22 protein-coding genes are annotated in these 23366 nt (G+C 47.0%); 10 read left to right on the forward strand and 12 right to left on the reverse strand.

The window, feature by feature from the left end:
- Window positions 1–71: 71 nt before the first annotated feature.
- From CLV93_RS02325 to glmM, 3 genes are all read right to left on the reverse strand, one after another.
- Window positions 72–512 carry a retropepsin-like aspartic protease gene (locus CLV93_RS02325; protein ID WP_106540543.1) on the reverse strand — a complete coding sequence of 147 codons (441 nt, stop codon included), beginning with the start codon at window positions 510–512 and terminating at the stop codon, window positions 72–74.
- Between the two features lie 61 nt (window positions 513–573).
- Window positions 574–1509, reverse strand: coding sequence for a malate dehydrogenase (gene mdh, locus CLV93_RS02330; protein ID WP_106540544.1), 936 nt, complete (start codon window positions 1507–1509; stop codon window positions 574–576).
- A gap of 296 nt (window positions 1510–1805) precedes the next feature.
- On the reverse strand, window positions 1806–3197 hold the full coding sequence (gene glmM, locus CLV93_RS02335; RefSeq protein WP_106540545.1) for a phosphoglucosamine mutase: 1392 nt from the start codon (window positions 3195–3197) through the stop codon (window positions 1806–1808).
- A gap of 291 nt (window positions 3198–3488) precedes the next feature.
- Here glmM and CLV93_RS02340 point away from each other — a divergent pair, with 291 nt between their 5' ends.
- The 10 genes from CLV93_RS02340 (at window position 3489) to CLV93_RS02385 (ending at window position 14910) form a co-directional block, all read left to right on the forward strand.
- The gene (locus CLV93_RS02340) at window positions 3489–4667 is read left to right on the forward strand and encodes a pseudouridine synthase (RefSeq protein WP_106540546.1); all 1179 of its coding nucleotides are present in this window, start codon (window positions 3489–3491) and stop codon (window positions 4665–4667) included.
- Between the two features lie 70 nt (window positions 4668–4737).
- Entirely contained in the window at window positions 4738–5226 is a 489-nt protein-coding gene (locus CLV93_RS02345) for an RNA polymerase sigma factor (protein ID WP_106540547.1), read from the forward strand.
- The gene (locus tag CLV93_RS02350; RefSeq protein WP_106540548.1) at window positions 5226–5906 is read left to right on the forward strand and encodes a hypothetical protein; all 681 of its coding nucleotides are present in this window, start codon (window positions 5226–5228) and stop codon (window positions 5904–5906) included. Before CLV93_RS02345 ends, CLV93_RS02350 begins: the two co-directional genes overlap by 1 nt.
- A complete protein-coding gene (locus CLV93_RS02355) occupies window positions 5881–8328 on the forward strand; it encodes a DUF5686 and carboxypeptidase-like regulatory domain-containing protein (protein WP_106540549.1) in 2448 nt (815 codons plus the stop codon). The genes CLV93_RS02350 and CLV93_RS02355 overlap by 26 nt, the downstream gene beginning before the upstream one ends.
- A 109-nt stretch (window positions 8329–8437) precedes the next feature.
- Complete coding sequence (era, locus tag CLV93_RS02360; protein WP_106540813.1) at window positions 8438–9322, forward strand: GTPase Era; 885 nt, start codon at window positions 8438–8440, stop codon at window positions 9320–9322.
- 16 nt (window positions 9323–9338) lie between these two features.
- Window positions 9339–10646: a ribosome biogenesis GTPase Der gene (gene der, locus CLV93_RS02365; RefSeq protein ID WP_106540550.1), complete on the forward strand. Its 1308-nt coding sequence runs from the start codon at window positions 9339–9341 to the stop codon at window positions 10644–10646.
- 9 nt (window positions 10647–10655) lie between these two features.
- Window positions 10656–11270 (forward strand): HNH endonuclease, encoded by a 615-nt coding sequence (locus CLV93_RS02370; protein WP_106540551.1) that lies wholly within the window; start codon window positions 10656–10658, stop codon window positions 11268–11270.
- Window positions 11267–11929 (forward strand): hypothetical protein, encoded by a 663-nt coding sequence (locus tag CLV93_RS02375; protein WP_106540552.1) that lies wholly within the window; start codon window positions 11267–11269, stop codon window positions 11927–11929. Before CLV93_RS02370 ends, CLV93_RS02375 begins: the two co-directional genes overlap by 4 nt.
- Before the next feature lie 146 nt (window positions 11930–12075).
- Window positions 12076–12909 carry an aldo/keto reductase gene (locus CLV93_RS02380; RefSeq protein ID WP_106540553.1) on the forward strand — a complete coding sequence of 278 codons (834 nt, stop codon included), beginning with the start codon at window positions 12076–12078 and terminating at the stop codon, window positions 12907–12909.
- 267 nt (window positions 12910–13176) lie between these two features.
- The gene (locus tag CLV93_RS02385; RefSeq protein ID WP_106540554.1) at window positions 13177–14910 is read left to right on the forward strand and encodes a DEAD/DEAH box helicase; all 1734 of its coding nucleotides are present in this window, start codon (window positions 13177–13179) and stop codon (window positions 14908–14910) included.
- Window positions 14911–15025: 115 nt separating this feature from the next.
- On the opposite strand, the gene CLV93_RS02390 is transcribed toward CLV93_RS02385, so the two are convergent.
- From CLV93_RS02390 to CLV93_RS20200, 9 genes are all read right to left on the reverse strand, one after another.
- Window positions 15026–15574 carry a DUF4252 domain-containing protein gene (locus CLV93_RS02390; RefSeq protein ID WP_106540555.1) on the reverse strand — a complete coding sequence of 183 codons (549 nt, stop codon included), beginning with the start codon at window positions 15572–15574 and terminating at the stop codon, window positions 15026–15028.
- 3 nt (window positions 15575–15577) lie between these two features.
- A complete protein-coding gene (locus tag CLV93_RS02395; protein WP_106540556.1) occupies window positions 15578–16138 on the reverse strand; it encodes a hypothetical protein in 561 nt (186 codons plus the stop codon).
- Entirely contained in the window at window positions 16095–16640 is a 546-nt protein-coding gene (locus CLV93_RS02400; RefSeq protein ID WP_106540557.1) for an RNA polymerase sigma factor, read from the reverse strand. The genes CLV93_RS02395 and CLV93_RS02400 overlap by 44 nt, the downstream gene beginning before the upstream one ends.
- A 66-nt stretch (window positions 16641–16706) precedes the next feature.
- On the reverse strand, window positions 16707–17252 hold the full coding sequence (locus CLV93_RS02405) for a DUF4252 domain-containing protein (RefSeq protein ID WP_106540558.1): 546 nt from the start codon (window positions 17250–17252) through the stop codon (window positions 16707–16709).
- A gap of 248 nt (window positions 17253–17500) precedes the next feature.
- A complete protein-coding gene (locus CLV93_RS02410) occupies window positions 17501–17716 on the reverse strand; it encodes a FeoB-associated Cys-rich membrane protein (RefSeq protein ID WP_106540559.1) in 216 nt (71 codons plus the stop codon).
- Between the two features lie 16 nt (window positions 17717–17732).
- Entirely contained in the window at window positions 17733–20219 is a 2487-nt protein-coding gene (gene feoB, locus CLV93_RS02415; RefSeq protein ID WP_106540560.1) for a ferrous iron transport protein B, read from the reverse strand.
- Between the two features lie 14 nt (window positions 20220–20233).
- Entirely contained in the window at window positions 20234–21322 is a 1089-nt protein-coding gene (locus CLV93_RS02420; protein WP_170108843.1) for a carbohydrate porin, read from the reverse strand.
- A gap of 171 nt (window positions 21323–21493) precedes the next feature.
- Complete coding sequence (locus CLV93_RS02425; RefSeq protein WP_170108844.1) at window positions 21494–22093, reverse strand: response regulator transcription factor; 600 nt, start codon at window positions 22091–22093, stop codon at window positions 21494–21496.
- Window positions 22090–22821, reverse strand: a complete 732-nt coding sequence (locus CLV93_RS20200; RefSeq protein WP_170108845.1) for a hemerythrin domain-containing protein — start codon at window positions 22819–22821, stop codon at window positions 22090–22092. The genes CLV93_RS02425 and CLV93_RS20200 overlap by 4 nt, the downstream gene beginning before the upstream one ends.
- Window positions 22822–23366: the final 545 nt, after the last annotated feature.

Below are 23366 nucleotides of genomic sequence, written 5' to 3' on the forward strand. Positions count from 1 at the left end.
TCTGAATACAATGGTTTTCACGGGAGCAATGCCCGTTATGTCAGATGCCTCGCAATACATGGAAGCGAATGTCATGCAAACTCCTCCTCGTCGGGCAAATTTAATATGAGCTGCTGCTGACCATAATCGATGACTGCCTTGTACCGAATCAGGAAGTCAGATCCCAACAATCCGACAATCTGCTTATCGGAGAAACGGGCATATTCCTGATTGATATGGGTCAGATCGATCAGTGCAATTGTCAGCGAGCCAAAATCGAACTGCCCTAACCACAGTTCACTGATTTCACCCGAAGCGGTCTCTACCAGATCTTTCCCGAGCCCGGTGGCTTGTTTCACCGGATGTTCATCGGGCTGGTAATGGTTATCCAGACTTTTGTCGAAAACCGATTTCGATGCACCCGAATCAATCACCCACCAACCGACGTTTTTATCATTGAAGCGGGCTTGCACCAACGGATGATAAGTTCCGGCTTCCAGTTCGCACAGTTCAATTGGAATAATTATTTCCATAATGGAGGCATAAAAAAGGGGAACCTGTTTCAGTTCCCCTCTCCATATAAATATGTATTGATTACTTGTTGTTCAGTTTATCGAGAACACTCATTACTTCGCGAACATGGCCTTCACTCTCTTTCAGCATAGCCATTTCATCTTCGTTCAGTTCGAGCTCAATCACTTTCTCGATACCGTTTTTACCCAAAATAACCGGTACTCCAAGGTAGCAGTTGTCGATACCATACTCGCCTTCCAGTTTTACACAAACCGGGAATACGCGACGCTGATCTTTTACAATCGCTTCAACCATTTGTGCGGCAGCTGCACCCGGAGCGTACCATGCAGAGGTACCCATCAGTTTTACCAATTCGCCACCACCTGTTTTGGTGCGCTGTACAATAGCATCCAGTTTTTCACTGTCAATCAATTCCGTAACCGGAATACCGGCAACGGTAGTATAACGAGGCAGCGGAACCATGGTATCACCGTGACCTCCCATCAGAACTGCCTGAATTTCTTTCGGTGAAACATTCAATGCTTCAGCCAGGAACGCACGATAACGAGCTGTATCCAGAATACCAGCCATTCCCATCACCTTGGAACGCGGGAATTTTGATGTCAGATGTGCCTGATAAGTCATTACGTCCAACGGGTTGGATACAATAATAACAATTGCCTCCGGAGAATACTTGATCACATTCTCAGTAACCGATTTCACGATACCTGCATTGGTTTCAATCAGGTCGTCGCGGCTCATCCCCGGTTTACGCGGAAGTCCTGATGTAATAACAACTACATCCGAACCAGCGGTCTTGGAATAATCGTTCGATACACCTACCGTGCGGGTATCATATACATTGATGGGAGCTTTTTCCCAAATATCGAGGGCTTTTCCTTCTGCCAGTCCCTCTTTAATATCGACCAGAATTACTTCGTTTACCACTTCGCGGTAAGCTAATACATCGGCGCAAGTTGCGCCAACATTTCCTGCACCTACTACAGTAACTTTCATAAACCTTGCAATTAAGAATTCAGTTATCAATCAGTTTCTATACTTTTTCTAAAAAGCAAACAAATATAACCAGAATAGGATGTAATCAAAAGGATTTTTACTCCGCTTTCGAAATGAAATAAGGTAGCAACATTACTGCTTTACAGGGAAATCCGCATGTTTCATTCATCCCTGAGCTTATCTTTATTCATTAGAAATAAGAAGAGCTCGGTTGAAAGACTTTTATAAAAAGAAAAAGCCGACTCCATTTATGACAACGGAATCAGCTCTCCTATATCTTAATCGAACTAAGGTAATTAGTTAGCCACTATCGCTTTTATTTCACCCATAATTTTCTCTGCCAGCGCTTCTGCTTTCTCCATGCTTTTACCTTCGGAATAAACCCGGATAATCGGTTCGGTGTTCGACTTGCGTAAATGCACCCACTCGTCGGCAAAATCAATCTTTACACCGTCCACATCGGTCACCTGCTCGTGCTGGTATTTTTCCTTCATAGCTACCAACACGGCATCCACATCGATATCAGGTGTCAGTTCAATCTTATTCTTCGAGATGAAATAATTGGGATACTCAGCCCGCAGTTCAGAACATTTTTTCCCTGATTTGGCCAGATGCGTCAGGAACAGACCAATGCCGACTAAGGCATCGCGGCCGTAATGACTGGCCGGATAGATAACTCCGCCATTTCCTTCTCCACCGATCACCGCTCCGGTTTCTTTCATCAGGGTAGTGACATTCACTTCGCCAACAGCTGAAGGAGCATATTTACCATTGTGTTTTTCGGTGATATCGCGCAGTGCCCTTGAAGAAGACAAATTGGAAACCGTATTGCCGGGCGTTTGACTCAGTACATAGTCGGCAACCGCCACCAATGTATATTCTTCGTTAAACATACTCCCATCCTCGTTGATGATGGCCAACCGGTCTACATCCGGATCGACAACAAAACCGATATCCACGCCTTTTTCCAGAATAATCGCCGAGGTTTCCTGCAGATTTTCCGGAATAGGTTCAGGGGTGTGAGCAAAATGCCCGTGTGGCTCACAGTTGATTTCGACCACATCGATCACGCCCAGCGCTTTCAACATAGCTGGAACAGCAACCCCGCCAACAGAGTTGACGGCATCGACAGCTACTTTGAATTTCGCTGCCCGAATAGCTTCCACATCCACCAAATCGAGATCCAGTACGTGCTGAACATGATGTTTAGTGTAATCCTTCACTGTTTCCACTCCTAAATCATCCACTTCAGCAAAATAAAAATCTTCTTTCTCAGCAATACTCAACACCGTTTTACCAGCAGCATCATCGAGGAATTCTCCTTTGTTATTCAATAATTTCAGCGCATTCCATTGTTTGGGATTATGACTGGCTGTCAGAATAATTCCGCCGTCAGCATTTTCTGCGGTAACCGCCAATTCGGTAGTCGGAGTTGTCGCCAAACCAATATTGATCACGTCGGCTCCCATTCCCAAAAGGGTTCCGGACACTAACGAATCAACCATCTTCCCCGAGATTCGGGCATCCCGCCCAACTACGATGCGCAGTTTCCCTTTTCCTGTTTGATTATTCTTCGCCCAGGTACAATAGGCTGCCGTAAATTTCACTACATCGAGCGGACTTAATCCCTCGCCGGGCACTCCACCAATGGTGCCCCGTATTCCTGAAATGGATTTTATCAGTGTCATAAAAGTGGATTGTTTTGTTTTGGATTGAATGAGCAAAATTGCCGAAAAAGGGTTTCATTTCAAAGAAAAAACGGGGTTCCATATTGCCTTATCTTCGGGCCTTGGTTTTGCTTCAAGCGAGACGAATCTTTCCAGAAAGAACTCTCAATAACCTAACTAATTGATTAACTTTACATTTTATTACATATTATTTTCATGTTAAATACATTTAAACGCCATAATTTCTAATGCCATATCCGATTTTTTTCGATCTTTGCAGCGATTTTAAAACAGTTCACAGAACATACTGAAATGACAAAAAGAGAAAGAGGACAGGACCGCCCTCAAAAGCGGACCGTCGGAGGAAGAAGTAACAACCGGTTTGGCAAGAGTGAAAGCCCCGCCCGGGGAGGACAACGCAACCGGTTTTCGGAAAATGAAAAATCCGAAAGAAAAGGAAGTCAGGGACGTTTTTCCAAAACAGAACGTCCGGAACGAAGAGAAAGAGGAGAGCGCAATGAATCGCGCTTCAGCCGTGACAACCGCCGCTCCGACAATTCCACCTATCGCAAGAACGATCGTTTCTCCGGAAAAAGTGAAGAAAGAGGAGAACGCCGCCAGAGAAGAACCAGTGGAAGAGGTGTAGAGCGACCTGATTCCGATCGCTACATGAACAAAGACGGAAAAGTGATCCGTGGCCGGTTTGGTGAAAAAAACCTACGAAACAAACGTGCCGGTCGTACCGACCGCATCCAGAGTGTCAAGCGGGAAGATGACGGCAGTATTCGCCTCAACCGTTTTATTGCCAATGCCGGCATTTGCTCACGAAGAGAAGCCGATACTTTTATCGCTTCAGGCGTGGTAACCGTTAACGGGAAACCGGTGACTGAAATGGGCGTTCGTGTAAAACCCGGCGACGATGTACGCTTTAACGGTCAACGCATTTCCGCTGAGCGAAAAGTTTACGTTTTACTGAATAAGCCGAAAGGTTTTGTCACGACCGTTGATGACCCGCACGCGGACAAAACAGTGATGGACCTGGTAAGAAGTGCCTGCCCGGAACGAGTTTATCCGGTAGGACGACTCGACAAAACAACGACGGGACTGCTGCTTTTCACCAACGATGGCGAAATGACCAAACGGTTGACTCATCCAAAATACAACCGCAAAAAAATCTATCACGTTCATCTTGACAAAAACGTCAGCAAAAACGACCTGCAGCAAATTGTCGATGGAGTAACGCTGGAAGATGGCTTTGTGGCCGCCGATTCGGTTAGTTACGTGGAACCGGAAGATAAAAAGCAGGTAGGAATCGAGATTCACTCGGGTAAAAACCGCGTGGTTCGACGCATTTTCGCCCACCTGGGATATAAAGTTGAGAAACTTGATCGCGTCTATTTCTGCGGACTCACCAAGAAAAACCTGCCTCGTGGCAAATGGCGCTTTCTATCTGAAGACGAAGTTAACTTCCTAAAAATGGGCTCATTTTAAGGCAGATTTTCATTTTTCGTCTATCTTAGTGTAATTCAAACTTCACAGGTAAGACTTATACTTTAGCAAATTGGATCGGGAATTTCTGCGAAAAATATCTGATAACCAGGGAATCATACACAAGGTCACAGGCATTTACTGTGATAATCCCGAGGATCGAAAAGATCTTTTTCAGGAAATCCTGATTCAGCTATGGAAGTCGTACGAATCCTTCCGTAACGAATCGAAATTCTCCACATGGATGTACCGCGTTGCTCTGAACACGGCCATTACAGCTTTTAAGAAGGCATCGCGTCATCCGTTGGGCAACCAGGTTGAATCGGTTAATTTTCAACTGGCTGCGGAAGAGTATGACTATGAATTTGAGGAGAATCTAAAGTTGCTCCATAAAGCGATTGAACAGTTGACAGGGGTGGAAAAATCGATCATTCTGCTTTATCTGGAGGACAAAAAATACGAAGAGATAGCTGAAATTACGGGAATTACCCAGAACTACGTCCGGGTGAAAATGAACCGTATTAAGAAAAAACTGAAAGCGATTTTAAACGTGGATGCCTGATGGAACTATCCGAACTGAAAACAGCGTGGAAGAAAGTGGCCGATCGCTCGGCTGATGAAAACAGGCTTGAAGAAGACCAGCTCAGGGAAATTTTGTCTAATCGGGGCAAAGGCATTATTTCCCGGCTCGACCGGAATGTAAAAATCGGTTTTGGCTTACTGGCACTCTTCATATTACTAACTTTCATCGATAAGCTGCTGCCCAATTCGATACTGAACAATGGTCTGTTCGAAGAGGTACCTCAACCACCGGTCTGGTTATTGTTCTCCGGATGGATTGTCAGCATTTTCATTGCCTTTACTTTTATCTCATTTGCCTGGAAATATTACCGGGTAAACGTCCCGCACCTGGCTGCCGACCACTTACCCACAGCACTCAACAAGTTGCTGATTGTTTTGGGGACCTTCAAAAAACAGTTCTACCTGGCACTTTTTCTGTTCATCTTCGAGGCGGGCCTCTCCTTTGCCATCGGAATGTATCATGGGTATACTTCTGTGAGTGAAACGCTGGGAGATTCGTTCATGCTGGTCGCATTGGTTATCATTATCATGCTATTCATCCTCGGCGTTTTTGTCGCTATTCTTACCTTTATATTCCACCTGGGATTCAAAAACCTTTACGGGAAATATCACCAACAACTGAAGGACACCCTTCATGAGCTTAACGAACTCGAAGATTAACCGAATTATTAGATTAGTCATCACCGGGTGGACCTTATTGCTTGCCCTACCGTTGCATGCCCAAACTATCTCCGGACGGGTGTTCGATGAAGAAACGGGTGAACCCCTTCCTTTTGTCAATATCGTGTACAATTCCCGGCAGGAAGGAACGGTAAGCAACATCGACGGCTACTTCACCGTCCCTTCCGCGAAAGCGGCCTACCTTCGGGTGAGTTACATGGGCTACCGCACGCAGTATCTCGACAAACAGCATTTGCTGCAAAAGCCTCTGATTATTCGCTTACTGCCAGCCGAAATCCAATTACAAGCTGTAAATGTCTTTCCCGGAAAGAATCCGGCTGAGACCATTATGGAGAAAGTTCTTCGTAACCGGAAACAAAACGATCCTGATGATTTGAATGGATATCGCTACACCGCTTACAATCGTTTCTGGATTACGACCGAACCAACAAAAAAAACACTGTTCCCGACTGACACAACAGCCATTCGGTTACTTCAACGATCGAAAAAACAACACCTCTTTTTGATAGAAACCGTTAGCCGGAAAAATGCCGAAAAGCCAAATCGCGAGCACGAAGAGATTTTACAATCCCGTGTATCCGGAATTCAGAATCCGTCATTCATGCTGCTGGCTACACAGTTGCAGTCTTTTTCCGTTTACCGGAATCAATTCCAACTGCTCAACCAGGAGTTCCTATCACCGCTTAGCCGGAATGCCATCCGGAATTACCTATTCCTGCTGCGCGATACACTCTATTCACCGGAAGGTGACTCTCTTTTCGTGATTTCCTTTCAGCCGAGGAAAAACAGGAACTTCAACGGAATGACCGGAACGCTGCACATCAACAGCAATGGCTACGCCGTCGAAACATTTCTTTCACGACCGGCACATTTAGAGAAAGGCACGCCGGAAATCAACATCCGCCAAAAATATAACCGCCTGCCTGATGGACACTGGTTCCCACTGGAACTGGACACTGAACTGAAATTCCATCTGAACGAATTGCCCGGCGCCAAATCGTCGGACAGTACGCTAAACAAAGTACAGCTGGTCGGGAAAAGCCGAACCTACCTGATGCAGCGGGAGGCAAACCCCGTTTTTACAGCGAAGGACTTCCCGAAGAATGCTGTTACCTTTTCAGGAGACAAACAACCGCTTCCGGCCAATTTGCAGCAATTCCGGGAAAGTCATACCAGTCCGCTCGACGCCGAGACGTACCGGGTAATCGACAGCCTGGGACGGGCGAGCCATTTGGAGCAAAAATTGCAAACCTTCAAATCCGTCATCAATGGAAAAGTACCGCTGGGACCGATCGACTGGGACTGGAAACGACTGGTGAGTTACAACCGTTACGAAGGCCTCAAGCTCGGCCTTGGGCTCGAAACCAATTCCGGGCTTTCCCGCTATTTCAGCATTGGAGGATACGGAACGTACGGTTTTCAGGATAAAAAAATACGCCATGGAGAGTGGCTGAACCTGTTTCCATCCGGCTACCGTGATTTGCGATTGCAGTTCAGCTACCAGGATGAAAACATGGAAATCGGCGGCAATGATTTTCTGGAAAAGCGGGATTTGTTTCAACCGGAATTTTTTCGCGACCTCCTCATACGACACATGTATGCCACCCGTCGCTATTCGGCTAAATTTCTGTTCCGACCTTTGCAAACATTAAAAATTCAGCTGACTGGTGACGCTTCCGACAACCGCTTCAGCGTGATTGGAGCTGATTCCGTTCAGAAATATAAACTCAGTCGCGTTGGTATTCAGTTAAGGTTTGCTCCGGGCGAAAAAACCTACAAAGCACCCGACGGCATCTATACTTTCAAGCCGGCAGCAAGTGAGTGGTTCCTGAATGCCTACCGGGGCGTTCCCTGGCTCGACGGGCAACACTCATATACCAAACTGGAGCTGAAAGGCCGGATGAAGTTCATGCTGACCCCCTCCGGTGCAACACATCTGACAATTAAAGCGGGAGACGTAACCGGCGATGTTCCGTACCCAGAACTGTTCAACGGTAACGGAAGTTACACATCTAACTTTGCGTTACTGGCCCCCTACTCTTTTGCGACCATGCGCATGAATGAGTTCATCTCTAACCAATATGCCGCTGTTTTCATCCGGCAAAGTCTGGGCAAACTGTTCATGCATAGCAACACAGGGTTTCACCCGGAAATCCTGCTGGTTCAAAATGCCGGAGTTGGAAAACTGGACGACAAGTACCGAAATGCTTACCAACCGTCCGCAGTCGATTTCCGCAAAGGATACCTGGAGTCCGGACTCGAACTGGACAACCTGTTACCAACGGGCTTGCTGAGTTATGGTCTGGGTGTTTACTACCGATACGGTCCTTATGCATTGCCAAATAGTTCAGACAACTGGGCATTCAAAATCGGGCTGTTCCTGAATTTCCAGAAACAGTAGTCAGATATATTGTTAAGACAAAATGAATATTCTTCCGGCTACCGATAACCGATGCCGGGATAAAGCGATATTATTATCTTTGTACCAAAATTTTAAGAAGAGTAAACGTATGGGACATAAATCCGGATTTGTCAACATTATCGGAAATCCGAATGTAGGAAAATCAACCCTGATGAACGCGATGGTGGGTGAAAAGCTATCCATTATCACGTCGAAGATGCAGACGACGCGTCACCGCATCAAGGGAATTGTGAACGGTGAGGATTTTCAGATCATCTACTCCGACACGCCCGGTATCCTGAAACCGAATTACAAGTTGCAGGAATCAATGATGAAATTCGTTTCGACGGCTCTCGTCGATGCGGATATCATCCTCTATGTCACCGACGTTGTGGAAGATTTCGAGAAAAATAAAGAATACATCGAAAAAATCAGTGAGACGGATGTTCCGGTGCTGGTGCTGGTGAATAAAATCGACTTGTCGAACCAGGAACAAGTGGTGGAAAAGATGGAGCGCTGGCGCGAATTGTTGCCAAAGGCCGAAGTGATTCCCATGTCTGCTACTGAGAACTTCAATACAGATGTTATTTTCGATCGTATCCTGCAATTGTTACCTGAAGGCCCTCCTTTCTTCCCAAAGGATGAACTGACCGACCGGAACGAACGCTTCTTCACGCAGGAGATTATTCGTGAGAAAATACTGTTGAACTATCAGAAAGAGGTTCCTTACTCGGTGGAAATCGAAGTAGAGTCATTCAAGGACGAAGAAAAAATTCTCCGCATTGACGCCGTGATTTATGTAGCCCGCGACAGTCAGAAGGGAATCATCATCGGGCACCAGGGGAAAGCCTTGAAAAAAGTGGGAACCGAGGCCCGCAAGGACATGGAAGAATTCTTCGGGAAAAAAGTATTTTTGCAGCTTTACGTGAAAGTCGCCAAAGAGTGGCGCGACAAAGAGAACATGCTGAGAAACTTCGGATACGAGTTTCAATAAACAGGAAGACCATTAAATGAGCAATATAGTAGCTATAGTTGGACGGCCCAACGTGGGAAAATCGACCCTTTTTAACCGATTGACCGAATCACGGAAGGCCATTGTGGATGATGAATCTGGCGTAACCCGCGACCGTCTTTACGGTAAGGTGCTGTGGAATGGCGTGGAGTTTTCGCTCATCGATACCGGAGGTTATGTTTCCGGCTCCGATGATATTTTTGAAGAGAGCATCCGCGAACAGGTGCATGTGGCCATCGAAGAGGCTGATGTCATCATGTTTGTGGTAGATGTGGAAGCCGGCATTACCGATTTGGATGAGTCGGTAGCACAAATGCTTCGTCGGGTAAGTAAAAAGGTGGTTCTGGTGGCCAATAAAGTCGATAATCACCAACGTGCTCTCGAGGCGGCAGAGTTCTATGCACTCGGTCTGGATGAAGTATATACTGTTTCATCCGTGAATGGTTCCGGAACCGGAGACCTGCTCGATGCAGTAGTGAATATCCTGCCGAAAGATGCAGAAGATGAGGAAGAGGAAACTATTCCCAAAATTGCGATCGTTGGACGACCCAACGTAGGAAAATCATCGACCATCAACACACTTGTCGGGGAAGAGCGCCATATTGTTACAGACATTGCCGGAACCACCCGCGATTCTGTTTCACAGCGTTACAACAAGTTCGGCTACGACTTTATTCTCATCGATACGGCCGGATTGCGGAAGAAGAAAAATGTACGGGAAGATCTCGAATTCTATTCCGTGCTTCGTTCCGTCCGCACCATCGAAGATGCCGATGTATGTATTCTCCTGCTCGATGCTACGCGGGGTGTGGAAGGTCAGGATGTCAATATCTTCAACCTGATTGCCCGGAATAAAAAAGGGGTAGTGGTCGCTGTAAACAAATGGGACCTGATTGAAAAGGATAACCACACGATGGAGCAATTCCGCCGGAAAGTTCTGGAGCGTTTTGAACCGTATACCGACATCCCGATTGTATTCACGTCGGCAGTCACCAAGCAGCGTATCTTCAAAGCACTCGAAGAAGCTCTGCATGTGTACGACAACCGGACACAACGCATTCCCACTTCAAAATTGAACGATGTTATGCTGAAAGCCATCGAGGCTTATCCGCCGCCAGCTTACAAAGGAAAATACATTCGCATTAAATATGTAACCCAGCTTCCGACTTATTCTCCGGCCTTTGCGTTCTACTGCAACTTGCCGCAATATGTTCGCGACCCGTACAAACGGTACCTGGAAAATAAAATCAGGGAAAACTTTGATTTCACCGGAGTCCCGATTCAGATATTTATGCGAAAAAAATAGCGGTAAATCATGATTAAAAACTATCCCGGCGAAAAGTGGAAAGAGATAAACATGGATGAGGGCGCCCTCCGCATGCGTTATGCCATTTCCAGTTACGGCAGGATAGCCAGTTTTACTGAATCGCTGAAAAACGATGGAGAACTGCGAAAAGGCGGATTGATTGGTGGTTATCCATCACTTCCGCTTCGCCCTTTCGGGAAACCCAAAACATTTTACATCCATAAACTGGTTGGCGAATATTTCCTGGAAGAAACTCGTGATGGAAAAACACACATTATCCATCTCGATTACAACAAACAGAATAACCACATCGACAATCTGCGGTGGGCGACTAAATCTGAAATGATCGCTCATCAACAGGCCAATCCGGCCGTGCTGGAAGGACGGGAAAAGAAGAAAGCCCGGAAAACTCAAAAGGGACACAAACTGACTTCCACGCAGGTGTTGCTCATCAAAAAGAAGATTTTCGATCCGAACCGAAAAACCCGCATGAAGATGATCGCCAAACAATTTGGCATCAGTGAGATGCAGCTCTATCGCATCAAGTCGGGAGAAAACTGGGGACACGTAAAGGAAGATGAGAGCCGGATTAACGAAGACAAAAAAGGAACGGAGGCACAATGAGAAAATTCGTCGCCGCCATATTTTTCCTTCTGTTGATTCCTGTTGTTTCGCAGGCTCGAGGGCAAAATTCCGTGCATAAGAATGGAAAAGATTCCAGAATGCTGCACACGGAAAAGAAACATCAAAAATTCAAGTCGGTTGACGAACTACCGCTCACCTACCGCAAAGCAGCCCGGATTGCACTCAGCTATTATCCCGAACTGAAAAACACCCGCATCATTTTCCGGGAAAAGAACATCAAAACAACGATGGCTACCCGGCCACGGATGGACTTTCTGTTTCACGGTAAAGGGAAACGGGTATACTGTATTTTTCTCGATACCAAGGTAAAAAATGAAGATGGCCTCTTACCTTCTGAGGTACCGTTTCATGCCCTGGTTGGTCTGTTTGGTCATGAGCTGGCACACATCATCGATTACAAACATAAAAGTGCCATCGGTATTGTAACTACCGGAATTCGTTACATGGGGCATCACTACCGTGAAGAACTGGAGAATGCAACCGACCGGGAAACCATTTCACGCGGCCTAGGCTGGCAATTGTATGACTGGTCGGAGTTTGTATTGGAAGCACCGGATGTGTCGGAAAAATACAGGGAATACAAAGAGAAGTATTACTATGATCCGGCTCAACTAAAGAAGATCATCCGGCGTCAGTAATTCCACCCTAAACCGCGCTATCTTCAGTGTTGAATGTTTCACAAACATCCTGAGCCTACCTCTTTTTCCCCTGCCTTTCGTTAACATTTCAGCAATTCTACTGTTAGTTTTCATAGAAGACATCAAATATTAAATGATTAAATCATATGGATATTACTGATTTACAAGGAACCGTTACGTTGAGTAACAAAGTGGAAATGCCCTATTTCGGATTGGGTGTTTTCCAGTCGGAAGAAGGTGAAGAAGTAATGAACGCGGTGAAGTGGGCTATCGAAGCTGGTTATCGCCATGTAGATACGGCAGCGTTGTACCGCAACGAAAAAGGCGTGGGACAGGCTATCCGCGAAAGCGGTATCGATAGGAAGGAAATGTTTGTTACTTCTAAGGTCTGGAACTCCGACCAGGGATACGACCAAACATTGAAAGCTTTTGACACCAGCATGAACAAGTTGGGCTTCGATTACCTTGACCTGTACCTGGTTCACTGGCCGGTGAGCGGAAAGTACAAGGACACCTGGAAAGCGCTCGAAAAACTATACAAGGACGGGAAAGTGCGCGCGATTGGTGTTTCCAACTTCATGCAACATCACCTCGAAGATTTGATGCAGGATGCGGAAATCATGCCGATGGTCAACCAGGTGGAATTTCACCCAAGGTTAGTGCAACAGGAACTGGTTGATTTCTGCCTGAAAAATAATATCCGCCACGAAGCATGGAGTCCGCTGATGCAGGGGAAAGTGCTGGACCTGCCCCAAATTAAAGCCATCGCAGAGAAGTACGGAAAAAGTACAGCCCAAGTGATTTTACGCTGGGACCTGCAGAAAGGAGTAATCACCATTCCGAAATCGGTCCACAAGGAACGCATTGTTAGTAATGCCGATATTTTCGATTTCTCGCTGACTGATGAAGAGATGAAAACACTCGATAGCCTGGACAAAGGTGAACGCAATGGCCCCGACCCAAACAATTTTGATTTTTAAAGCACCGAATTTCAAAGGTCACTCGGGATAGTGGCCTTTTTTCTCTCTTTTCATTGCGCCTGATAAAACATAACAGCGTCCTCAATCTCTCTTAATTGTTATGATTTGCCGTCTTCCCAAATATGATTGGCAATTCGCTCATATTTAATGAAAAATCGTTGTACATTTGCCCGACTTTTCCCGATAGGTTGGAAAAGAGTTAATGATTTGTGGCAGACTTGGTTTAACGGTTCGATTAAAGCGGGAAGGCCCAATTAAAATTTTTACATGATACAATTTGAAGAAATGGGCCTGGACCCCCGGATTATCAAAGGGATCCAAGAACTGGGATTTGAAGAACCCTCTCCGATTCAGGAGAAAATTATTCCACACTATTTACAGTCACCCGGCGATATGGTTGGTCTTGCACAGACCGGAACCGGTAAAACCGCTGCTTTTGGACTACCGGTATTGCAGAGCATCGACACCGATGTGAAAGTGCCCCAGGTACTGATTTTAAGTCCAACCCGTGAGTTGTGCGTACAGATAGCCCGCGAAATGGAGCTTTACGCGAAATACCTTCCGAAGGTGGATATTGTTTCGGTATATGGTGGTGCTGCCATCGAGCCGCAAATTCGTGCGTTGAAGAAGGGACCGCAGATTATTACAGCGACCCCCGGACGTATGCACGACATGGTTCGCAGGCGAAAAGTCGATCTGTCAAGCATTGATATTTTGGTTCTCGACGAAGCAGACGAAATGCTGAACATGGGCTTCCAGGAAGATTTGGATGCCATTCTGGCTGGAACACCGTCAACCAAGCACACGTTGCTCTTCTCGGCCACGATGCCGAAAGAGGTCGCAACTATTGCGAAGAAATACATGACTTCGCCGGTGGAAATCACGGTAGGAAAGAAAAATGCAGGCGCCGATAATGTAAATCACATCTATCATATGGTGCATGCCCGCGACCGTTATGCGGCGCTCAAACGGGTCATGGATTTCCATCCTGATATTTACGGCATCGTATTTTGTCGTACCCGGATGGAGACCAAAGATGTGGCAGCCAAGCTAATTCAGGATAATTACAGCGCCGAAGCCCTGCATGGAGATTTGTCTCAAGCACAGCGCGATTTCGTGATGGAGAAATTCCGCACACGCGGCGTGCAAATGCTGGTTGCTACTGATGTGGCCGCCCGCGGACTGGATGTGAATCATTTGACTCACGTTATCAACTATAATTTACCGGACGATACCGAGAATTATACGCACCGAAGCGGTCGTACCGGTCGTGCCGGACGCTCCGGGACTTCCATCTCCATCATTCATATGAAGGAGCAGGGAAAAATCCGGATGATTGAGAAAACCATCGGTAAGAAATTCGAGAAAAAACCGGTTCCTGGCGGAGAAGCTATCTGTGAGCGACAGCTGTTGCATTACATCGACCGCGTGGCCGAAACAGAAGTGGACGACTCCCAGATTGAAGGGTACATGTCGGCCATTCACGAGAAACTGGAAGGACTCACCCGCGAAGAGCTTATCAAGCATTTCGTGTCGATGGAGTTCAACCAGCTGTTAAAATACTACCGTGAAACCGATGATTTGAATGCGGTAGAAGCTCCGGCAGGAAGAGAAGGTCGGGACGGCAGACAACGCAACAAGCGGGATAACCACAACGAAAAGAATATCCCGATGACCCGTTTCCATATCAATATCGGAAGCAAAAAAGGATTGAGTCCGAAAGATTTGATCGCCATTGCTGTAAGGGCCACCGGGAAACGTAACCTGGAAGTAGGCCGCATCGATTTGCTCCGCAACTTCTCGTTCGTGGAAATCGACAGCACACAGGCCGGTTCATTTGTTCAACAGGCTAAAAAGCTGACCTTCGACGGTATTCCAGTCGTGGCTACCGAATCGGACGAGCGCCCCCAACAGAAGCAACGCTTCAATGGTGACCGGCGTGGCAGAAGCGGAGGCGGAGGTGATTTCCGCAAAAGAAACGACCGAAAAAGAAGACGCTAAATCGTCTTATCATCATACCAAACCCGGAAATATTTTCCGGGTTTCTTTTTGCCAAAAAGAAAAGCCCCACCAATTATGGCAGGGCCTTCTTACTGTTTGTTGATTTTATCAAGGCTTATTTCTTTTCGGGCTTCTCTCCCTTTTCCCCCTTCTCTATATCATTCAGGTGTTCCAGTCCGCCGATGTGAACGCCCTGCCCGATTTTGGCAATCTCATTCATATCAAGGTTTCCGGAGATACTGATAAGGGCATTATCGTCGCCACCAACCACCATCAGCAAATGAGATATCCGTTTCTCTTTATTTTCTTTGACGTAGAACTTAACGACCTGACCTTTCTCCTTCACATCCATCAGCAACTCATATTCTCCTTTGATTTTGTCAAAGAAATGGTCTTTGTTCAATTCATCATAGAAGTTGAGCGATTTGTTCAAGGCTTCGTCGTCCACCGAAAGGATACGAATTCCCGTAAGGCTCGACAACATGTTCTGGGCTTCCTTGTCGTCCTGCTCGAACTGAGACGCCATACCCAGTAATTTTCCTGAAATATTCACGGTAGTGAAACCATCCTTACCAGAATATTTGTCAAATAACTTATCGACTGCATCCTGTGCCATCATCTGAAATGGCAGTAACATCAACAGGATAATAAATAGTTTTTTCATGGCTTATTGTTTTATCTTCAGATTCACGATTACATTCATTTGTGCATACCCCTTACCATACAATTCCAACGCCTGGTAAAGCGGCTTCGTATCTTTTTCCAAATCAGGAATTTTATTCAATTGCTGAATCCCCTTGTTGTAGTTCACCGACACATATTTCAGTGCGTCCATACTCATTTCGTATGCCTGCTTCGGATTTTCCGGCACGTTCATTGCCAGCTGGTTCTGTTGCATTTGCTGGTTGTTCCAGATATTCAGAGCTAAAAGCACCACAATAATGGCTGCGGCAATACCTGCCATCCAGGTAAACTGGTGTGTAAAACGCTTCCGCTGAATAATCCGTTCGCGCTTTTCTATAGCACCGGTAATCCGTTCGGCGAAAGCCAGTTCTTTCATCTCATCTACCGGCTCATCCAGTCCTTCAAAGAACGGCCGATTCATTTCCAACGCTTCCGGCAAATCCCGGTTCTCCCGGAAAAAGTCCCGAAGCTCCTGCTCTTCCTGTAAGGAGCTCAGCCCCTCAAAGTACTTTTCCAGTAATATTTCTGCTCTTCGGGTTTCCATGGTTGATTCGTTTTATCATTTCATCACGCACTTTTTTTCTTGCCCTCGAAAGGTTGGCCCTTACGGCACTGTTTTGCATATCCAGTACCCGGGCGATTTCATTTAGTTCATAATGTTCAATATCCCGCAGGTGAATCACGGCGCGCTGTTGTTCCGGCAACTGGTCGATAATTTCTTTCGCCAACCGGGCCGAATCCTTGTGTTCTGCCACCTCATCGGCCTGCTTCATGTCCGAAATCCACTCGTTTCGAGTCTTCATTTGCTCCAGCGAGATACTCCGGTGTTTCTGTATCTCATCAATGCACAGATTCCTCGTCATCCGCATGGCGTAAGCTTCAATGTTATCGACTCCTGCCAACTCCGTCCGGCGACTCCAAAGCTTCATAAACACCTCCTGCACCACATCCCGGGCCTGTTCATCGTCACGGAGAAACCGGACGGCGAACCGGAGCAGCTTACCGGACATCGGGACAACTTTTATTTTAAATGTTTTGGAATCCATTGCTTACGAGCGATTCGTTGATTCAGTCACTATCATGACTCCCCTTCCGGGAAATCGTTACATCAGTTAGTTCACTTTTTTCACCTTCGCAGTGTCAAGCCGGCTCAGTTCATTCATTCCGCCCACGTGAAGCGAGCGATCGAGATTGGCAATCTTCTTCAAATCCATTCGCCCGGTAATCGAAACCAACGTATTTTCCTGACCACCCACAATGATGATCAACTCGCGGATGTAATCCATCTTATCCATCCGGGCAAAAATGTGAACACGGTCGCCATGATCATTCGTTTCCAGTAACAGTTCGTAATTCTTCTTCAGTTGGTCAATAGCGCCGCTGGCCCGAAGTTCGGTGTAAAAATCGACGCGGTTATTCAGATCCTTGTCTTCGATGGTTATCACCCGAACTGAATTTACCTGACTCAGAATTTCTTTGGCGTCCTGGTCGCTATCATCCACAAACCAACGGGCAAACCAAATAAGCATATGCGGAACATTCACACTTTCCACTCCCTCACGTCCGGCGTATTTATTGAACAAATAGTCGGTGGGGTTGCTTTGCGCCATCGATGCGAATGGCAGCAAAAGGAACAACAGGATAACAAGCTTTTTCATATCTGGTGTATTTTTAGGTTCATTAACGACGATTCAGAATTCTCATTTTTCATCACCTTAATGTAGGTGTTTTATCAAGAAGACCCCGTAGGTGGAAATATGTTACATGGACATTTGCATTTTTTTAAATAAAAAAAGCCCCTCCGTTTCCGGAGAGGCGATTAAGGTCTGCTCTTTCAGTTGACCGACTATTCAGCAGAGCAGATTGGCCAGGCAGGTATATCTAAACAAATCACTGATTTTTCTTTTCAGGAACAGCAAGAATGACTCTTGCCCACCACACGTGGCGCCCGGGGCGGATGATGACAGGCACTGGTGCCGGCCACATTTTTCAAATCACAACCACTGCAGCCTGCACAGCCTCCTGACGCTCCTTTCGAGCGCAAACTTTTGACAATGCTGTACACCATGTAGGCAAACGCTGAAAAAATGATAACGTAAACCAATATATTTTGTACCATCATTTGTGATTTTTGGGGGTTAAACAAATAAACTTCCAATTTGGTAGGTGGCAAAAGACACTACCCAGGCGATTGCTGTTGTATAAACCATCATGAACACGGCCCATTTCCAATTCGCTTCTTTTTTAATGGCTGCAATGACCGCCACACACGGGAAATAAATCAACACAAAGAGCATGAATCCAAAAGCGACCAACGGCGTGAACACTTTCTGCCCTTTCAATTTCCCGCTGGTGTGTGTCTGTTGTTGCAGCTTTTGCACCAACGTTCCGGAATTGCCCTCATCCTGTGCCTGGTAAAGAATTCCCATCGTACTCACCACAATTTCCTTGGCTGCCAGACCGGTCAGGATAGCGACCCCGATTTTCCAGTCGAAGCCCAGTGGCTTCAATACCGGTGCCAGGGCATGTCCCATCCGGCCGATGTACGATTGCTCCTGATGCTCGGAAGCTTTGGCCATTTCCAGCTGCGATACCTGATGCTGCTTTTGCGCTTCACCCAGCGAAGTGCTGTTTTCTACCTGGGCAATGCTGGCATCGTAGTTCTTCGAGTAGTCGACGTGCCGGGGAAAATAACTCAGTGCCCAAATCAGAATGGAAGCCACCAGAATGACACCACCCATTTTCTTCAGGTACTGAACACCTTTGTGCCACATGTGGATGGAAGTGTTCCGCAGGGTTGGCATCCGGTAAGGCGGCAACTCCATGACAAATGGAACGACTGCTTTGCGGAAAACCGTATTCTTCAGCACCAGCGCTACCACAATGGCCATAATGATACCAATCATGTAGATGGAAAAGAGCATCAGCCCCTGGTTTTTCGGAAAGAACGCGGAAATGATCAATACATAAACCGGCAAACGAGCGCTACACGACATGAACGGCGTAATCATCATCGTCAGGATACGATCCTTCCGGTTTTCCAGCGTACGGGTGGCCATCACAGCCGGCACGTTACAACCGAAGCCCATGATGAGCGGGATGAATGATTTTCCGTGTAACCCTATTTTGTGCATCAACCGGTCCATGATGAACGAAACACGCGCCATGTAACCGGTATCTTCCATAAAGGAGATGAAGAAGAACAGAATCAGGATGTTGGGCAGAAAGACGATCACACCGCCAACACCGCCGATCACACCGTCGACTAACAAATCTTTCAACGGGCCGGCCGCCATGTGGCTTCCCACAAAGTCGCCAATGTATCCCACGCCGGCATCAATCCATTCCATCGGGTAATTTCCCAGCGTAAACGTAGCCTGAAACATTAGCCACATGGCAAAAAGGAAAATGGGAAAGCCCAGTATTTTATGTGTGATAAAGTAGTCAATCTCTTTACTGCGCTGTCTTTTGCGTTCCCGACTTTCGACGTAAGTTTCATTCAGCGCACCGGCTACAAAACCATACTTCGCATCGGTAATCACTGTTTCCGACGACTCGCCGAACGCTTTTTCCAGCCGTGCAATTTCGCGATTGGTCAGCTCATTAATGCGATCGAAATTATCGCGGTTTTTCAGCATCGAACGGGTCGTCCGGTCGTTTTCCAGCAACTTCACCGCAAGGTAACGCGACGAATATTTATCGACCAACCGATCATCCTTATCCAGCTCCTTTCTAAGAACATCGATGGATTTTTCAATATCGTGTCCGTAATTGATGTTCACGTAGCGCACAATCGGGTCGCGGTCTTCGTACACATCAATTACTTTTCGCATCAGATTTTTAATGCCCTGCCCTTTCACGGCAACGGTTGGGATAATCGGGATACCGAGCATCTCGCCCAACTCGCGGAACTTCAACCGGGCGCCTTTCTTCTCCAGTTCATCGTACATGTTCAGGGCAATCACCACCTTGATGTTCATATCGATGAGCTGCGTTGTCAGGAACAGGTTCCGCTCCAGGTTCGATGCGTCGACCACGTTGACAACCACATCGGGCATGCGCTCCATGATGTGCGAGCGGACATATAATTCTTCGGGCGTATATTCGGTAATGGAATAAGTTCCCGGCAGGTCAGTAATGTTAATCAGGTAACCATCCTGCCGCATGCGGGCCATCTTCGCATCGATGGTGACACCGCCGTAGTTTCCCACGCGTTCGTGCGAACCGGAAGCCTGGTTGAAGAACGAAGTTTTTCCGCAGTTCGGGTTTCCCACCAGTGCCACATTGATGGTCTTACTTTTTTCGTGGGCCGTTTTTTTCAGTACGTTGTCGGAAATAATACCGTTAAAGCCGTTCAGCTTTTGACTGTCGGCTTCGGCACCCGACAATACATCAATCAGGTTGGCCTCGCTGCGGCGCAACGACACATTGTAGCCCATGATTTCGTATTCGACCGGGTCCTGCAACGGCGCATTCTTGATGACACGTACCTTTTTCCCTTTCACAAATCCCATCTCAGTAATCCGCTTCCGGAAAGCTCCGTGTCCCAACACTTTCGTGATAACGCCCGATTCACCGGTACTCAAATTCGCTAACCGGTCAACCGTCAGTTCTGTCGTCTCCATATTCCGTCCCTTTCTTAAAAAGTAATTCCCAGCCTGATCATCCCGACTTTCGCTGCCGGCAGTTCAACGTCCGTTCCCGCCGGATGCACGATGTACTGAAAATCGGGTTGCAGGTATATATTATTGGTTACATTGCACTTATAAGTCAATTCAATCGCGGTCTCATCCAGTTTGATAACACCCATGTGTGCGTGAGCAATCGCCAGCCCCAACACATCGTCACCATCCTTATTGAAAACCCCGTAATAGTTTATTCCGGTTCCGATGTAAAATGATACCGGATTGTCCTTCGTTGGGGCGATTCCCAATTGCGTGAAGAATCCCAGCGAACGGTTGTGTCCTTCCATCTGGTAAAGCGTTTGGTCGCCCAGGAAATAGTAGCCGATACTTTTCGACTGCTCGGCCGGGGTATTCCCGTTTCCGGAAGAAGGGAAATAATGATAGAATCCCATCTTGTAGGTTCCGTCCAGATTTCCCGATAGGGTGACTGGCAACTGCACTTCCGAAATGGCCAGCAATCCTTCCTTGCTATCGATGTTCCATTTCAGGTTATGGGGATTGGCATCGAAACCGGTAGAACAACCTTCGTACAGGGCTGCCATTACCGTGAACTTGTCATTGGCCGACCATTTCACCGATGCGCCTAATGCTGTCAACGGGAAAATCGGAGCTGGTAAATTGCAGGAAATGGTGGGTGGAATCCCAAACGAGCTGTTCAGGTATTCGCCGGCATATTCGGTATTGGCATATTCTACATTCAGGTCCTGCAGTCCGGCAATCACTTCGAATTGTCCCAACTTCTGAGAAAACCAGAATTCCTGGAAGAAGGTATGATCGCCTGCCTCAATGTTCGAAGCGACCTGTACATCGCCAATCAAATCGGCCGAAGGGGAATCGCCGTGCGTAGAGGTAGCATGCAGATAAAAAGTTCCGCCATTCCACCATCCGGCTTTTTCCGTATCGAAATTCACACAAAACTGCGCCATGCCCAGGTAGGCATAGCCACTTTCGATTCCTCCGTTAAAATTATATACGTTGTCAGCGGTATAGTTGGCTGTCAGCTCAATCGCTTCATCCTTCTTTCTCTCTATCTCATTTGACATTCCGGTTAACGGGAGGCAAAAAATGCAATTCGATAACAGGAACGCTCGCCATCGCAAACTCATCTTTATCCGGTATTTCAAATCAACAGTACAAAAATACCGGACACAAGTCGCCCGTGGAATACCTACTTATTAGGATATCCCGGCCATGGGTCACAATATGTAATGAGGCTATTCGGAGAGATAGTCGAGTGAAACGAGTTTTTTCACTACGGCGTAGATGGTTAGTCCCGACACCGATTTGATGCCGGTTTTCTGGGTAATGTTCTTCCGGTGGGTAATCACTGTGTTGATGCTGATGCTGAGTTTTTCGGCAATTTCCTTGTTGGTTAGTCCGGTGGCCAGCAGCTTCAACACGTCGGTTTCGCGTTCGCTGAGAACCTCTTCCGTAGCGGTTTCCTTGTTTTCGGTACTCGCATTTTGCCTGACCAGCTGAATAACCGATTCAGGGGAGTCGGATATGGAGATACTTCCATCGAAAAGCGAAAGCAACCGCTGGTCGAAAAAGGCGTACACCAGTGCTACCCAACTGGTGGCCGGATAGCCCGAACGAAGCGAATGAAATCCTTTTTCGTTATTCTGTACATACAACGGGTTCACAATCGCCACATTGATTTTCTTGCTGAGAATGCACTGCTCGATAGCGTCGAAATTTTCGGCACGGTACACCCGCAACCGAAGGCCTCCTCCGGATAATATGCGGTTCAGCCCTTCGTATATAATCGAAGAGGGTTCGACAATCAGTATATTGATGTAAGCGTGTGTATTCACGTCGTCTTGCGGCTTAAGTAGTTCTCCATCTGCTGCACCAGCGGGATGAGTATCTGATCTTCTATTTTGGAGTGGATGGTCAAATCGTAATCGAGTTCGAACAGCGTAAACAGTAATTTCCGCCGTACCTGTGGCTCATCATTGTTGGGGAGGTACTTCACCAACAGGTTGGTCAGGTCGGTGAGCTTCTCCTCAATGTCGTCGTGATGTTCCTGGTAATCGGCAACCGAATAGGTCTCGGGCAAGTTCACATGTCCGCGCTCTTCAATTTTCTGGTACAACTTGGTGATGTACGGAAAAACCGTGTCATTCTCGTAGTTGAGATGCTCCCGCACCTCGTCGAAGTAGTTGTTGAAAAACTTCTCCACCATCGCCTGCTCGGGCTGGCTTTTATCGTGAAACATCTCCTGAATCAGTTTCAGAATGTTGGGATAAATCTCGCCCAGGTAATAACTATGACTGTTACTCAGGTAATTGATGATGGACCGCACTTCCCGGTAGGTAAACCGCTCGGCCGGTTTGTAATCCACTCCGTTATAGAGGTGTGCAAACGTGAGGAAAACCTCGGGATGTAGCTTGTGCTCGTCGCAGATTTCCCGAATGGTCTTCTCCTGCAACGGCGCACTGATGCCAAAGTGCTCGAGCAACAGCATGAGATACGGGTTGTTGAGCACAACTTCCGCCATCTTCATGTCGGGTGACAGGTACAGATTTGCCGTTTGATACATGTTTTTCCGGTTAAAGAATATGGTTTTCCCAAACAAACAGTGATTTGCGGGAATTGTTTTGGGGCAACGATAGTAACCGGTCACGATGTATCGTGACCCTACATTGCTGCATCGGCCAGTTATGTCCTACTTTGTAGGGCCACGACATGTCGTGGCTACATCATATAAATCAATTCAATTGCCCATGGCTTCAGCCTTGGGATAGAAAGACCAAATATCCGATGGGCTTTAGCCCAAACCATCCCGGAGGGCTGACATATTGTTAGAAATCACCCGGCAAAAGAGGTGCGACCCCGGCCGGGGTCGAATAGAAATAACGTGCTACCCTATGCTAACAACATGCGACCTCGCTGAGGTCGGGTAAAATAATCTGCCCTTTCAGGGCGAAAATATCCATCTGAAACTCATGAACCCAAGGCGTTGCCATTGGGCTGAAATAACCTGTCCCTTCGGGACGAAAATAACTTTACGATATCATCCGGGCTGAAAGCCCAATTCAATTCATTCCGGTGGCAACGCCCCGGGGTATCAACGATTGAAGGGAA

It is taken from the genome of Prolixibacter denitrificans, assembly GCF_003014495.1.
GTDB classification, from domain to species: Bacteria; Bacteroidota; Bacteroidia; order Bacteroidales; family Prolixibacteraceae; genus Prolixibacter; species Prolixibacter denitrificans.

What these genes read in the sequence shown, in the direction of transcription:
- era (WP_106540813.1), top strand. Translation starts at nt 8,438, where the DNA reads ATGGGACATAAATCCGGATTTGTCAACATTATCGGAAATCCGAATGTA.
- CLV93_RS02375 (WP_106540552.1), top strand. Translation starts at nt 11,267, where the DNA reads ATGAGAAAATTCGTCGCCGCCATATTTTTCCTTCTGTTGATTCCTGTT.
- CLV93_RS02380 (WP_106540553.1), top strand. Translation starts at nt 12,076, where the DNA reads ATGGATATTACTGATTTACAAGGAACCGTTACGTTGAGTAACAAAGTG.
- CLV93_RS02410 (WP_106540559.1), bottom strand. Translation starts at nt 17,716, where the DNA reads ATGATGGTACAAAATATATTGGTTTACGTTATCATTTTTTCAGCGTTT.
- CLV93_RS02400 (WP_106540557.1), bottom strand. Translation starts at nt 16,640, where the DNA reads ATGGATTCCAAAACATTTAAAATAAAAGTTGTCCCGATGTCCGGTAAG.
- CLV93_RS02325 (WP_106540543.1), bottom strand. Translation starts at nt 512, where the DNA reads ATGGAAATAATTATTCCAATTGAACTGTGCGAACTGGAAGCCGGAACT.
- glmM (WP_106540545.1), bottom strand. Translation starts at nt 3,197, where the DNA reads ATGACACTGATAAAATCCATTTCAGGAATACGGGGCACCATTGGTGGA.
- CLV93_RS02385 (WP_106540554.1), top strand. Translation starts at nt 13,177, where the DNA reads ATGATACAATTTGAAGAAATGGGCCTGGACCCCCGGATTATCAAAGGG.
- CLV93_RS02395 (WP_106540556.1), bottom strand. Translation starts at nt 16,138, where the DNA reads ATGGAAACCCGAAGAGCAGAAATATTACTGGAAAAGTACTTTGAGGGG.
- CLV93_RS02420 (WP_170108843.1), bottom strand. Translation starts at nt 21,322, where the DNA reads ATGTCAAATGAGATAGAGAGAAAGAAGGATGAAGCGATTGAGCTGACA.
- CLV93_RS02355 (WP_106540549.1), top strand. Translation starts at nt 5,881, where the DNA reads ATGAGCTTAACGAACTCGAAGATTAACCGAATTATTAGATTAGTCATC.
- CLV93_RS20200 (WP_170108845.1), bottom strand. Translation starts at nt 22,821, where the DNA reads ATGTATCAAACGGCAAATCTGTACCTGTCACCCGACATGAAGATGGCG.
- der (WP_106540550.1), top strand. Translation starts at nt 9,339, where the DNA reads ATGAGCAATATAGTAGCTATAGTTGGACGGCCCAACGTGGGAAAATCG.
- CLV93_RS02350 (WP_106540548.1), top strand. Translation starts at nt 5,226, where the DNA reads ATGGAACTATCCGAACTGAAAACAGCGTGGAAGAAAGTGGCCGATCGC.
- feoB (WP_106540560.1), bottom strand. Translation starts at nt 20,219, where the DNA reads ATGGAGACGACAGAACTGACGGTTGACCGGTTAGCGAATTTGAGTACC.
- CLV93_RS02390 (WP_106540555.1), bottom strand. Translation starts at nt 15,574, where the DNA reads ATGAAAAAACTATTTATTATCCTGTTGATGTTACTGCCATTTCAGATG.
- CLV93_RS02340 (WP_106540546.1), top strand. Translation starts at nt 3,489, where the DNA reads ATGACAAAAAGAGAAAGAGGACAGGACCGCCCTCAAAAGCGGACCGTC.
- CLV93_RS02370 (WP_106540551.1), top strand. Translation starts at nt 10,656, where the DNA reads ATGATTAAAAACTATCCCGGCGAAAAGTGGAAAGAGATAAACATGGAT.
- mdh (WP_106540544.1), bottom strand. Translation starts at nt 1,509, where the DNA reads ATGAAAGTTACTGTAGTAGGTGCAGGAAATGTTGGCGCAACTTGCGCC.
- CLV93_RS02405 (WP_106540558.1), bottom strand. Translation starts at nt 17,252, where the DNA reads ATGAAAAAGCTTGTTATCCTGTTGTTCCTTTTGCTGCCATTCGCATCG.